Annotated in this window: 10 protein-coding genes; 5 read left to right on the top strand and 5 right to left on the bottom strand. The window is 68.1% G+C overall.

All coding sequences use genetic code 11. The features are described 5' to 3' along the window. Positions 1–8: 8 nt before the first annotated feature. Positions 9–1079 (bottom strand): aminopeptidase, encoded by a 1071-nt coding sequence (locus Strain318_RS02590; protein ID WP_367886974.1) that lies wholly within the window; start codon positions 1077–1079, stop codon positions 9–11. A 112-nt stretch (positions 1080–1191) separates the two neighbouring features. On the opposite strand from Strain318_RS02590, the gene dnaE reads away from it, so the two are divergent. The 5 genes from dnaE to Strain318_RS02565 are packed head-to-tail and all read left to right on the top strand — an operon-like array spanning position 1192 to position 9319. Continuing rightward, on the top strand, positions 1192–4680 hold the full coding sequence (dnaE, locus tag Strain318_RS02585; RefSeq protein ID WP_367886973.1) for a DNA polymerase III subunit alpha: 3489 nt from the start codon (positions 1192–1194) through the stop codon (positions 4678–4680). A 1-nt stretch (position 4681) separates the two neighbouring features. Continuing rightward, positions 4682–5647 carry an acetyl-CoA carboxylase carboxyltransferase subunit alpha gene (locus Strain318_RS02580; RefSeq protein ID WP_367886972.1) on the top strand — a complete coding sequence of 322 codons (966 nt, stop codon included), beginning with the start codon at positions 4682–4684 and terminating at the stop codon, positions 5645–5647. Then, positions 5644–6762 (top strand): PSP1 domain-containing protein, encoded by a 1119-nt coding sequence (locus Strain318_RS02575; protein ID WP_367886971.1) that lies wholly within the window; start codon positions 5644–5646, stop codon positions 6760–6762. Before Strain318_RS02580 ends, Strain318_RS02575 begins: the two co-directional genes overlap by 4 nt. A gap of 1 nt (position 6763) precedes the next feature. Next, the gene (metG, locus tag Strain318_RS02570) at positions 6764–8302 is read left to right on the top strand and encodes a methionine--tRNA ligase (protein ID WP_367886970.1); all 1539 of its coding nucleotides are present in this window, start codon (positions 6764–6766) and stop codon (positions 8300–8302) included. A gap of 57 nt (positions 8303–8359) precedes the next feature. Beyond that, a complete protein-coding gene (locus Strain318_RS02565; protein WP_367886969.1) occupies positions 8360–9319 on the top strand; it encodes a M23 family metallopeptidase in 960 nt (319 codons plus the stop codon). Between the two features lie 191 nt (positions 9320–9510). Here the strand turns inward: Strain318_RS02565 and Strain318_RS02560 are convergent, their stop codons facing one another. The 4 genes from Strain318_RS02560 to Strain318_RS02545 form a co-directional block, all read right to left on the bottom strand. Further along, positions 9511–10290, bottom strand: a complete 780-nt coding sequence (locus Strain318_RS02560) for a carboxypeptidase-like regulatory domain-containing protein (RefSeq protein ID WP_367886968.1) — start codon at positions 10288–10290, stop codon at positions 9511–9513. A gap of 161 nt (positions 10291–10451) precedes the next feature. Next, positions 10452–11363: a DUF4397 domain-containing protein gene (locus Strain318_RS02555; protein ID WP_367886967.1), complete on the bottom strand. Its 912-nt coding sequence runs from the start codon at positions 11361–11363 to the stop codon at positions 10452–10454. Between the two features lie 50 nt (positions 11364–11413). Continuing rightward, positions 11414–11848, bottom strand: a complete 435-nt coding sequence (locus tag Strain318_RS02550; protein WP_367886966.1) for a hypothetical protein — start codon at positions 11846–11848, stop codon at positions 11414–11416. Between the two features lie 64 nt (positions 11849–11912). Further along, a complete protein-coding gene (locus tag Strain318_RS02545; RefSeq protein ID WP_367886965.1) occupies positions 11913–13571 on the bottom strand; it encodes a hypothetical protein in 1659 nt (552 codons plus the stop codon). Positions 13572–13612 lie beyond the last annotated feature (41 nt).

Raw genomic sequence — 13612 nt, 5'->3', positions numbered from 1 at the left:
GCCGGAAGTTACCTCGCTGCGGCCTTGGTCGGCGTATGCCAGCGCCCTTGACGATGACGCAGCACCAGCGTATCGACGACCGGTCGCAACTCGCGCCCCGCCGCCGCATACACCGCCTCGAAGCGTTCGATCTCCGTCAGGTAGACTCGGCGCGCCAGCACGGCGGCATTGTCGAGTCGCACGAGATCCGCATACCGCGGCGCGATGGTCTTCCACTGCGGCGCCACGCTCGTGCGCAGCTCCTCGCGCGCCGCGCCGTAGAGCGAATCACGCAGCGCGATGCGACGCTCGCGCAGCGAATCCCCCGGATGCGCCCGGAAGGTCGAGTCGAGGCGCCCGTACAGCCGTGCCCAGTACGCCGCGAGCACCCGCTCGTCGTCCCAACGCGCCGCCGTGCGCGCCGCGCGCACAGAGTCGCCGCGTGAGCGGAAGAACGCCTCCGCCCCCCGTGCCCCCACGAAGTTCGCGAAGCTCTCGTTGTACGACGCATCGCCAGCGGCGAAGTAGCGATTGTGCGTCAGCTCGTGGATCACCGTGTTCACGAGATCGAGCGAATCCTGCGCCAGCGTCGTCGAAAGCAGCGGATCGTTGAACCACCCGAGCGTCGAGAACGCCGAGGCAGGCCGCAGGTAGGTATCGAATCCCTTCTCCCGCAGCTCGCGCTCGGCCGCCAGCGCATCCGCCAGCCGGAAGAACCCCTTGTACGGCAACCGCCCCACGATCGGAAACCGCCACAGCACCGGCTCCAGCCAATCCGGCCGCGCCCCCGACAACACCAATACCAGCGTATCGGTCTCCAACTGCGTGAACTGCGTAAACGTCTCCCCCGCCGGCAGCCCCAGCGAATCGACCGCAAACGCCCGCGCCGCCAACACGAGCCGCAACTTCTCCCGCGTCTCACCGTCCACCGTCGAATCTCGCACCATCTCCCCGATCGACCGCCGTGCGAGGAGAATCCGCGCCTCCTCATACCCCGCGCGCAGCAGATACCGCCCAAGCGGCGTCGCGACGAGCAGCAGCAAGCCCACGCCGAGGAGCACGCCGAGGCCCAACAGCCCCCGCCGACCCCAGCGCCTCAAGAATGACCCCTCCCCTCTCCCCCCCGTCTCCCCCATTCCCCTCTCCCTATCCCCGCCCGTACCCCCGTCTCCCGTCTCCCACCGAAAGCCGAGCGGCTAGATTCCCCAGGATATGGGCTTCGTTCATCTCCACACCCACTCCGAATACAGTCTCCTCGACGGCGCCAACCGCATCGACGACCTGATCGCCCGCGCCCAGGAGTTCGAACAGCCCGCCCTCGCCATCACCGACCACGGCAATCTCCACGCCGCCTGGGAATTCCAAGAGAAGGCCAAGAAGGCCAAGCTCAAGCCCATCATCGGCATGGAAGCCTACGTCGCGCGCGGAGACCGTCGCGACCGCTCCCGCGCCGCCGCCGGCGAGAAGAACTACTATCACCTCGTCCTCCTCGCCCGCGATCTCGAAGGCTACCGCAATCTCGTGAAGCTCTCCTCCCTCGGCTACACCGAGGGGTTCTACGGAAAGCCGCGCGTCGACCGCGAACTGCTCGCCCGCCACAACTCCGGCCTCATCGTTTCGTCAGCCTGCATGGCCGGCGAGGTTGCCCAGCACCTCCTCGAAGACCGCTACGATGAAGCCAAGGCTGTCGCCGCATGGTACGCCGAAGTCTTCAAGGATCGCTACCACCTCGAGGTCCAGGCCCACGAGGCCGGCGAACAGCAGAAGCTCAATAAGCTGATCTTCAAGCTGGCCGAGGAGATGAACCTCCCGGTCGTCGCCACGAACGACGCGCACTTCCTCAAGGCCGAGGACCACGACGCGCACGACGTGCTGCTCTGCATCGGCCTCAAGAAAGATCGCCTCGACGCCGACCGCATGCGCTACGACCGCGGCCTGTACTTCAAGAGCGCCCCCGAGATCCAGGCGCACTTCAAGGGCCGCACGGACGTCCTCGAGAATACGCTGAAGATCGCGGACGAGGTCAACGTCGTCTTCGACAAGAAGTACTACGTGCCGTCGTTCCCGCTACCCGCCGGCGTGAGCAGCGAGAACGACTTCTTGGTGAAGCTGGCCACCGACGGCGCCAAGCAGCGCTACGGCGATCCGCTGCCCGCCGACGTGAAGGAGCGCCTCGACTACGAACTCGGCGTGATCACGAAGACCGGCTACGCCGGCTACTTCCTCATCACCGCGGACTTCATCAAGGCGGCCCGCGATCGCGGCATCCCCGTCGGCCCGGGCCGCGGCTCCGCGGCCGGCTCGCTGGTCGCCTACGCCACGGGCATCACGAATGTGTGCCCGCTCAAGTTCGACCTGCTGTTCGAGCGTTTCCTGAATCCGGAACGCGTCTCGATGCCCGACATCGACGTGGACTTCTGCGAAGAACGCCGCGGCGAAGTCATCGAGTACGTGCGCGACAAGTACGGGCGCGAGTCCGTCGGCCAGATCATCACCTTCGGCACGCTCAAGTCCCGCGCCTGCATCAAGGACGTCGGCCGTGTGCTCGGCTTCACGCCGGCCGAGACCGACGCGATCGCGAAGCTCATCCCCAATGCGCCGAACTTCTCGCTCACCGTCGCCGAGGCGATCGAGAAGGTCCCGGAAGTCCGCAAGCTCTACGAGCAGGACGAGCGCCACGCGCAGCTCTTCGACTTCGCCATCTCGCTCGAAGGCCTCTCGCGCCACGCCGGCGTCCATGCCGCCGGCATCGTCATCGCGCCGGGTCCGCTCGAGGAGTACGTCCCCGTCTGCACGCAGGAGTCCAAGGGCTCCGGCTCGGGCAACGACGAGCGCGTCGTCGTCACGCAGTACGACATGGTCGCGCTGGAAAAGGCGGGCATGCTCAAGATGGACTTCCTCGGCCTCACCACGCTCACCATCCTCACGGATGCGGTGAAGGCCATCAAGGAGCGCCGCGGCGTGGACATCGACCTCGACGCGCTCGCGCTCGATGACGAGCCCACGTATCGCATGCTGCGCGCCGGCCGCACCGCCGGCGTGTTCCAGTTCGAATCGCCGCTGGCCACCGAGATGGTCCGCGCCATGCGCGCCGACCGCTTCGACGACCTGGTCGCCTCGAACGCGCTGATGCGCCCCGGCCCGCTCGACGCCGGCATGCACAAGGTCTACCAGCGGCGCAAGAAGGGCGAGGAGCCCGTGACCTACCAGCTCCCCGAGCTGGAAGAGATCCTCGCGCCCACCTACGGCGTCATCACCTACCAAGAACAGGTGATGCGTATCGCGCAGCGTTTGGCGGGCATCTCGCTCGCCGAAGCCGACGTGCTGCGCAAAGCCGTCGGCAAGAAGGACGCCGAGCTCATCAAGGCCGAGCTCGGCAAGTTCTCGCAGAAGGCCATCGCCAACGGATTCCCGGCGAAGGTCATCGAGGACATCTCCGCGCAGATCGAGACCTTCGGCCGCTACGGCTTCAACAAGTCGCACTCGGTCGCCTACTCGGTCCTCTCGTACCACACGGCCTATCTCAAGGCGCACTACGCGCCCGAGTTCATGGCCGCCGTGCTCTCGGCGTCCATCGGGGACACCGACGCCGTGGTGAAGTACATCAACGAGGCCCGCGACTTAGGCCTCGAGATCCTCGCCCCCGACGTCAACGAATCCGGCTGGAAGTTCACCGTCGTCGGCGACACGCGCATTCGTTTTGGGCTCGGCGCCATCCGCAACGTCGGCCACTCGGCGGCCGAGAGCATCATCGCGGCCCGCAGCGAGAAGCCGTTCACCTCGCTCTACGATCTCTGTGAGCGCGTGGACCTGCGCGTCTGCAACAAGCGCGTCTTCGAAGCGCTGATCCACGCCGGCGCGCTCGACAACCTACCGGGCCACCGCGCGCAGTTCCTCGCCGCGCTCGATGGCGCCATGCAGCATGCCTCGCTGGCGCAGGCGGAGATCGCCACCGGACAAGGTTCCTTGTTCGGGGACCTCGGCGGTGATCCCTCCGAGACGCCGAGCGCGCCGCTGGTGCCCACGCTGCCCAACGTGAAGGAGTTCACGGAGAGCGAGCGCCTCACGCAGGAGAAGGCCATCCTCGGCTTCTACATCTCCGGCCATCCACTCGAGCCGTTCCGCGCCGAGTGCGAACTGCTCGCCACGCATCAGGTGAACCAGCTGGGCACCTGGAGCGCCGAGTCGATGGCGCTGGCCGGCGTCGTCACCAGCGTGAAGCGGCAGATCTCCAAGAAGTCCGGCAACGAGTTCGCGCGCTTGGTCGTGGAGGACTTCTCCGGCACAGCCGAGATCCTCGTCTTCCCCGAGGCGTGGGCGGCCATGAGCGACCGCGTGCAGACGGACATCCCGGTGCTCATCAAGGGCGCCTACGGGCGCCGCGACCAAGGCGCCGACAACCCGACGTTCATCGTCGAGTCCATCACGCGGCTCGCCGAACTGCGCGCCACCGGCCAGTTCGCCATCTCGCTGGAGCTGGATCCGGCCGCCGGCTTGCCCGTGGCGGTCATGCAGGACGTCCGCGCCGTGGCCGACGCCCATCCCGGTTCGGCCCCGTTGGAGCTACGTTGGAAGGGTCCGGATGGGAGCCCGGCCCGCCTGCGGTCGAGCTCCCTGAAGCTGTCCACCGCTGGCCCGGCCCTGCTGGAGCTCCGCGCCCTCCTGGGCCCGGAGCGGGTGCGCCTCGTGCGCGGGAGCTGAAATGGGTACGTCCGCACTGGAATTCGAAAAGCCGCTCGCCGAACTCGAGAAGCAGATCGAGGAGGTCCGCCGCGTCGCCGAGGAGCAGAAGCTCGACGTCAACGCGCAGATCGCCCCGTTGCAGGCCAAGCTCGGAGAGATGCGCGCGGAGGTCTACAAGAACCTCACGCCGCTGCAGCGCGTGCAGGTCGCGCGCTCGGCCCGCCGGCCCTTCACCCTCGACTACCTGCGCCTCGCGTTCAGCGACTTCATCGAACTGCACGGCGATCGCGCCTTCCGCGACGATCCCTCCATCGTCGGCGGTTGGGCGCGGCTCGATGGCGAGACGGTGATGGTGATCGGCCAGCAGCGCGGTCGCGACACCAAGGAGAACCTGCACCGCAACTTCGGCATGCCGCACCCCGAGGGCTACCGCAAGGCGCTGCGCCTCATGAAGCTGGCCGCGAAGTTCCACGTGCCGATCATCACCATGATCGACACGCCGGGCGCCTGGGCCGGCCTCGGCGCCGAGGAGCGCGGCCAGAGCGAGGCCATCGCACGCAACCTCTTCGAGATGAGCATGCTCGAGGTCCCGATCATCGCCATCGTCATCGGCGAAGGCGGCTCGGGCGGCGCGCTCGCCCTCGGCGTGGCCGACAAGATCCTGATGTTCGAGCACTCCGTGTACTCGGTCATCACCGTCGAGGGCTGCGCGGCCATCCTCTGGAAGGACGGCAAGAGCGTCGAGATGCGCGAGAAGGCTGCGCAGTCGCTGAAGATCACGGCGCCGGACCTCGTGGAGCTCAAGGTGATCGACGAGGTGCTGCCGGAGCCGGCGGGCGGCGCGCATGCCGATCACGCCGCGGCCGCCAAGACGCTACACGACGCGGTCGTCCGGCACCTCGACGAACTCAAGGGCCTCAAGCCCGACAAGCTCGTGCGGAAACGCCGCGAGAAGTACCTCAAGATGGGCGCCTTCACCGAGTGACGGCCGCCGCAGTCGCCACCCATCTGGTCGAGGTCGAGTTCAAGGGGAATCGCCGGGTCTTCTATCAATGGAGCGGCGAGACGCCACCCGCCCCGAAGACCGCCGTGATCGTCGCCGTCGACCGCGGCGAGGACTTCGGTCGCGTCTACGCCACGGGCGAGCTCGCCGAGAAGCGCAAGGCGGGCACCACGCACGGTAAGGAGTCGCCGGCCGAGCTGCCGAAGATCAGCCGCCTCGCGAAGCCGGACGAGATCGACCGCGCCGTCCGCCTCCGCGCCGACGAGCACGCCGTACGCAAGGCGGCCATCGAGTTCGCCCGCGAGCTCAAGCTCGACCTCAAGATCAGCGACACCGAGTGGCAGTGGGACCGCCGCAAGCTCACCTGCTACTTCACCGCGGAAGAGCGCGTGGACTTCCGCGAACTCGTACGTCGCCTCGAGAAGCGCTTCTCCACCCGCGTGCATATGTGGCACATCGGCGTGCGCGACGAGGCGCGTCGGCTCGACGGCATCGGCCGCTGCGGCCGCCAGTTCTGCTCCAGCTCCTGGCTGCCCGAGCTGCGCCCCGTGAAGTCGAGCACGGCCAAGGACCAGCGGCTCTCGACGCTCAACCCCTCGCAGATCTCCGGCACCTGCGGGCGCCTCATGTGCTGCCTGCGGCACGAGCATGAGTTCTACGTGGCGGCGCGCCGGCGCTTTCCGAAGGAGGGCAAGGTCATCGTCACTGCGGTCGGCGAGGAAAAAGTCGTGAGCAACGACATCTTCCGCGATCTCGTCACGCTGCGGACGGCCGAGGGCGAGATGCGCACGATCCCGCTCGCCCAGCTCCGCAAGGAGACGGCGCCAGGCGTCGTGCCCAGCGACGAAGACGCCGCGGCCGCCTCCGGCACTTTGCTCTCGCTCGAGCGGGCGCAGGGCGAAGATGACGAGGCAGACGAGGCGCCTGAGCCCGTTGCAGCGTCGGAGTCCGTCGACGCCCCGGAGGACGAGTCCCCTTCGGCCGACGCCGAAGAACCGAAGCGCCGTCGCCGTCGCGGGCGCCGCGGCGGCCGACGCGGACGCGGTGGCCCGGGTGGGCCAGACAGCGCCGGCGCTCCCCAGAACCCGACGACCTGACGTGGCCCGCTTCTACCTCACCACCGCCATCGATTACGCCAACGGCGAGCCGCACCTCGGCCACGCCCTGGAGAAGATCGGCGCGGATGCCATCTGCCGCTTCCACCGCCAGTTGGGCCACGACGTGTGGTTCCTCATCGGGATGGACGAACACGGCCAGAAGGTCGCGCAGACGGCCGAGAAGGCCGGGCTCGCCCCCAAGGCCTTCGTCGACGACATCGCCGCGAAGTTCGTCGCGATGTGGCAGCACCTCGGGCTGTCGCACGACCAGTTCATGCGCACCTCGGCCGCCGAGCACCACGCGGCCGTGAAGGACTTGCTCGAGCGCATCTTCGCGCACAGCCCCGACGACTTCTACGAGCGCAGCTACACGGGCATGTACTGCGTGGGCTGCGAGAGCTTCAAGCAGCCGGCCGACATCGTCGAGGGCCGGTGCGCGCTGCATCCGACGCGCACGCTCGAGGAGGTCACCGAGCGCAACTGGTTCTTCCGGCTTTCGAAGTACGCACCGGCGCTCAAGGCGCACTTCGCGGCGCATCCGGAGTTCCTCCAGCCGGCCTCGAGGCGCAACGAGATCCTCGCGCTGCTCGACGAAGGTCTCGAGGACGTCTCGGCCAGCCGCGCGCGCTTCGACTGGGGCGTGCCCTTCCCGCGCCCCTTGAGCGATGGCGAGACGCAGACCACCTACGTCTGGTTCGATGCGCTCCCCAACTACTGGACCGCGCAGTTCTTCCCGGGGTCCAAGGCCAGCTGGCCCGCGAACGTGCACGTGGTGGGCAAGGACATCACGCGCTTCCATACCGTGATCTGGCCGGCAATGCTCATGGCTGCCGGGCTGCAGCTGCCCGCACGCGTGTGGGCCCACGGCTTCATCTCCCTCGGCGGCGAGCGCTTCAGCAAGAGCGCCGGCGTGAAGCTCGAGCTGCGCGAGGCTGCGGACCGTTTCGGCGCCGATGCCTTCCGCTACTACCTGCTGCGCGACATCCCGTTCGACGGCGACGGGTCGTTCAGCTGGGAGCGCTTCGAGGCGGTGTACACCTCCGAGCTGGCCAACGGGCTCGGCAACCTCGCCAGCCGCACGATCGCGATGGTCGAGAAGTACTGCGAGGGCGTGGTGCCGGCGGGCCGGTTCGGCGACACGGACCGTGCAGACCTCGCGGACCTCGCCGCTGCCCGATCTGCCGTCGACGGCTCGCGCGGCTACCTGCTGCACGAAGCCCTCGACGCCATTTTCCGCACCGTCACGCGGGCGAACCTCGCCATCCAGGAATCGAAGCCCTGGGTGCTCGCGAAGGACCCGGCGCAGCGGCCGGAGCTCGAGCGCGTGCTCGCCGCGCTGATGCGCCAGCTGGCTCGCCAGGCGGTCTACCTGGCGCCCGTCATGCCGGGCAAGGCCCAAGTGCTCTGGGAGGCGCTGGGAGGCCCGGGCAGCGTCCATGAGACCACCTTCGAGCAGGCGCAGCTCCTGGACTGCGCGGGCTGGCATGTCGCCAAGGGCGACGGCCTGTTTCCCCGCCCCGAACCTCCGAAGCCCGCGTAGGCATTTTCGGCCCGTCTTCGGGTAGTTGGGGCCGTCGCAATCCCCTAGATTTCGGGGATGCCGAATCGCCGCCGCTGGACGATCGTATTCGTCCCCCCGCGCAACGAAGCCGCCCGCACCTTCGAGGTGCCGGGGTGGACGTTCCGGGCATTGAAGTGGACGGCGGCGTGCTCCGTGTTGCTGGTGGCCGCAGCCGTGTTCGTCCTGTTCTCCCCATGGGGCACTCCGGGCGCCCGGCTTGTCGCGGCGCAGAACCGGGCGCTCCAGCGTGAGATCGCGAGGGTGGAGCAGCGCTTCGCCGAGCTCGACGACACGCTGCGGCAGATCGCCGTGCGCGAGGAGCAGATGCGCATGCTGGCCGGCCTGCCCGTCGAGTCATCGAACGACGCGCGGGCCACGGTGGCGAGCGCCGACGCCGGAGGCCAGATCGTCGGACCGATGTCTGCCTCCGTCGCCGATGTGGGAGGACTCACGCGTCGTCGGCCATTCGCCGGCCGCTTGGGCTGGAGCGCACGCCCGGACGTCGAGGGGTTGATCTCGCGCGCCTCGAATCTCGCGAGCGGCTTCCGCGATGTCTCCGACTCGCTGCAGGCCAACTACCAGCGCTTCGCGAACACGCCGAGCATCCTGCCCACGGCCGGCTGGCTCTCCAGCCAGTTCACGCGCAGCCGATTCCACCCGATCCTGCACGAGAACCGCCCGCACGAAGGCATCGACGTCACCGCGCCCACCGGCACACCCATCGTGGCGCCTGCGGCCGGCAAGGTCGTCCGCGCGGGGATGGAAGGCGGCTTCGGCCTAGTGGTCGAGATCGACCACGGCAACGGCATCCTCACGAAGTTCGCCCACTGCTCGCGCATCGCCGTGCGCGTGGGCCAGCAGGTCACGCGCAACCAGCTGATTGCCGCCGTGGGGTCTACGGGGCTGTCGACGGCGCCGCACCTGCACTATGAGATCCACGTGAATGGGAAGCCAGTGGATCCGCTGACTTACGTCTTGCCTGATGCGGCGCCATAGCTGGCTGAAAGACGTGAGACGGGTGTACGGGCGGAGGTAGGCCGACGGGATGGGAGAGAGGTTGGGAAAGACGGGATGGGAAGCGGGGGCGACGCAACGCGTCGCCCCCGCTCGTCTTCCCCCTCCCCACCGTCTCCCTTATGCCGTCAGACGTCGTCCCCCCACCGCCCCTGCCCCCCTCTCCCCCGACGCTATCGCGGCCGCCGCGGCTCCGCCGCCTTCCGCTCCGCCCGTCGAAGATGCGGCGGCAGCTGTCCGTCATCGTACCGATCCCCGTTCATCCGCGTATACACCACCACCGCCCCGTTGATCGCCCGATTCCCGTACATCACCGCCGACTCTGTGGGCGTCAGCACCGCGAGGAAGTACACGTCCTCCGGCAACACGTAGGCGTCGGGCCCCAACACCTGGCCGTCCACCACATAGGTGACGCACTGGTTGTTGCGCATCGAGCGCACGCAATCGCGCGGCGAGCGTGGCATCTGCACGTTGCGGGCGCCGACGGAGCGCAGGAGCTCGGTGAGGTCACGCGCGCGGCTGCGATGCTGCGCGATGATCTCGGGTCGGTAGAGCGCCCATCCGCGTCGCTCGGCATCCTCCAGGCGCTGCGCGTTGAGCGCCGCCATGCCCGTGACCGTGACCGCATCCGTCTCCGTGGCGACCTCGGCGAGCTGGAACTCGAGGTTCACGGTATCCTCGCTGACGCGCGGGAGGTTGGTCTCGGCCATCTGGAAGCCGAGCCGACGCGCATGCACGCTGAACGCCACACGATCGCGTAGGCTTATCGCGAACAGGCCCGCGTCGTTCGAGTACGCGCGCGCCAGTTCGCGACCGAGGCTGTCACGCACCATGATCTCGACGCTTGGCACGGGCAGCGAGGTGTCGAGCGTGCGGACGCTGCCTTTGAGGACCTGGGCTTGAGCGCTGGCGGATGCGCCGAGGGCGAGGGCACCCGCGAGCAGGCACCGCACGACGCCTTGCAGGCGCCGGAGGGGGAGATGAGCCGACCGCATCGTCTTTCCTATCTCTTAGTGTGCGCGGTCGGGCGCACCTGCGCAAGCACGGAGGGGGAAACGCGACAGCGGCCGCCGACCAGAGGTCGACGGCCGCCATCGTAGGACTGGTTGAGCGATTACGGCGCGATCGTACGAGCCGGCGAGCGGTCGACGGTCACGAGAGCCGACGGACGCGAGGCCGCGCCGGTGCCACCCGTCTGCGCACCGAACACCCACACGGTGAGCACCGAGCCGTTGATGTTCGAGCCACCCGCGGCTTCGAAGTCCGCCGTTTCGGCAACACCAGCCGGCACGGCGACGCGCACCGGGGTCGGCGTCGCGGCCGTTCCCGGACGGTTCAGCGTGCCGGCGGTGGTGAAGCGGAGCTGGTAGTTGCCCAGCGCCCGCGCCGTGTAGTTCTGCGCAACGGCGCCAGCCGAACCCGGCGCGGTCGTCGACGCCAGCAACGTGCCCGGGGCCGCCGCGTAGGCCGTCGACGTCGTCGAGGTGTCACCCACCTGCGTGGCCGTGGGGCCGAGGTACACGTCCCACGTGCCGGTGTAGGCGAGGTTGTACACGCGGATGAGCGTGCCGGTCGCCGGCGAGGCCGGCGGATCGTCCGTGATGATGTTCAGCTGCGCGGCCGGCGTGCTGCCCGTCCGCGTGAAGCCGGAGTAGACGATCGTGTAGTGCTGACCGGCGACGAAGTTGAAGGTGGTGTCCTTCAGCACCGTCGTGTTGCCGGCGATCGGGAAGTTCAAGACGTTCTGCTGGTACGTGAACACCTTGAAGCGGCGGCTGCCCGCGCGGAGGCCCTGGAAGCCACCCTGGCCTTCGGTGCGGAAGCCGACGTTGATGAACGTCTGCGGCGTGAACTCGAGATCGTCCACCCAGCGCACCGTGTGCGGGAAGGTGTCCGGCGTCGCGTTGATGTAGCGGACGTACGCGAGCGGCGGAATCACGGCTGACGTCGGACCGGTATCGTCGTCCGAGCAGGCCGCCGCGCCGAACGCGAGCGTCGCAAGCAGAAAGTGACGTGCAAATCGCATGAGTCTTTGACTCCGTTGAAGTACGCTATCAGAAAGAACGCTGGTGGTACCTACCACCGAATTTGCTCATTCGGCCCACAACCTTGGCCCCTGCAGACATCATCGCCTTCGTCGCCGAAGACGTCGAGGCTTACTGCGAAGATGGAGTAGATGACGACCGCGGCGGTCAGCCCTGCCAGCGCCCAGGATCTCCCTTTCGAGAACTGCCGACCTTGGTAGCCCATGATGCCCGACCGTTGAATCGCCACCTCCTCGCCTGCCCAAACCGCCGTGCCGCCCCGGAGATACACGACGCGGCTCACCTTCAACCGCACCGCCGATGAATCCTCTCCTGCGACGACACCTTCGACAGCTTCGACAAACGGGCCCATCCCATCACCCACCTGCACTCGGCCGCGGTCGTTCAGCAGGACCTTCACTTCCGGCGACCTCGGCAACTCTGTCTGCAACGGGAGATACGAGTAGCAGCCGACCTGGAACAGCACCAAACCCATCGAGAGCCATCCGGCGAGCCGGCGCACCGCAGTGCGCCGGCCAACCGAACGGTCCTTACAGATTGGCACCAGACCCAAACCGGTACGTGCCCTGCGGCGCGACCATCGTGCCATCATAGAAGCCCTTCTGACGCGCCTGCATCTCCTGGTACGGGACGGGCCATTGGAGCGGCGTCCCTTCGATCATGTCACCCCAGCGACGGTGATGGCGGAACCACTGCATGTAGCCGGTCCACGCCGTCTCCATCCGGAGCTCGTACTTCATGGCTTCCAGCATGTTGCCGCAGGCCGTCGCGGTGTACGACGGCGCCACCGGCACCTGCGGGACGCAGCTGGCACCGCCCGCCACCGGCGACGTGCCGTCGGTGATGCCCACGGCCGGGAGGCCGTGCGCCTGACGGCTCAGGTTGATCAGCGGAGCCGCGAGCGCGAACTGGTTGGTCCGGATGTAGCCTTCGGCCGCCAAGAGGCGCGGCTCGTCGACGTCCATCTCGACCAGCGTGCCTTGGTTCGAGTTCTCGCGGATGAAGCCCCAGCGACGGTGGTCGTACATCGACTGACCCCAACCGTCTGCCGGCGGATCCTCACCCGTCGGGCGGTTGCGCATGTAGCGGCCAGCCGGGAGCAGCGTGCCGGTCGACGCCGGCGCCTCAGCCTGCTGCGCCGCGCGCGTCGCGCCCTGCGGCCAGCGGGTGTCCGGCGTCTGCACCAAGAACTGCGTGCGGGTCGAACGCGGCGTGGCGAGCCAGGTCGCGTACGCGCCCGACACGTCGGCCATGCCATAGTAGTACATCGGCGCCCAGGCCCACGTCGACGCGACGTACGACTGGACCGTGTGGTATCCACCGCTCCAGCCGGTGGTGCCACCGACGTCCTGCGTGAAGTCCGCCGTGATGCCGTTGGTGCCGTCGGCGATCACGGCCGGCCAATCGATCGCCGCGGCTTCCGTCGGATTTCGCGCCGCGCCGGCGCGGATGCGCGCACGCATCGACCGGACGAGGCGGGTGAAGTTGGCGTTCGTCATCGTGGCGTTCGACAGCCACGTGCCCGGCAACGTGAAGTTGCCCGCATCGGCCGCGCCAGCCGTGGCTGCCACGAGCGCGGTGTCGAGCATCCGCACCGCGGCCGCGTTCACATCCGCGTAGCTCGAGAGCTCCGGGATCACGTCAGACGGCACGTCCGGCGTCACGATCGCCGCCGAGTCGTAGCCCGAGGCGAGGTTGCCCAGCGCCTGGCCGAGGATGAAGTACCCGAACGCACGCGACCGCTGCGTACGGCCGACGGAGCCCATCGCCGCCGGGCCGTTCGTCGCAATGAGGCGCTCAACGGCCGCCAAGGCGTTCGATGCGGTGCGCGAGAGCACCGAGAAGCGCTGGAAGTCGACGCGGTTGCCCGTCTCGATGTCGTTGCCCAGCGAGTTGGAGATCGGCGAGCGCGGAATCGCGGAACGCGGCGCGCCGCCGAAGTTGTTCACCGACGTCATGGACTCGCCGGAGAGAATCTTCGACTGCGTGTTCACGCCCTCGTTGCTGCGCTGGCCCTGAAGGTTGTAGAGACCGGAACCAAGTCCGGCGATGACACCTTCGACGCCGTCAATCGTCGAGTATGCTCGCGCGACGTCCGGGTTGTTGAAGTTGTCGACCTGAAGGACGTCACCGCAGGCGCTCAACATCAGCACGCCGACGGCACCGCCAAGAAGGGAAAGCTTACGCATGATGTTCCTCTAGGTGGGGTGAGCGGGGCCGGGAGAATCCC

The sequence above is a fragment of the Pseudogemmatithrix spongiicola genome (assembly GCF_030623445.1).
Taxonomy (GTDB): domain Bacteria; phylum Gemmatimonadota; class Gemmatimonadetes; order Gemmatimonadales; family Gemmatimonadaceae; genus Pseudogemmatithrix; species Pseudogemmatithrix spongiicola.
The sequence above is the reverse complement of the archived record's forward strand: the minus strand, read 5'-3'. Positions and strand labels throughout refer to the sequence as shown.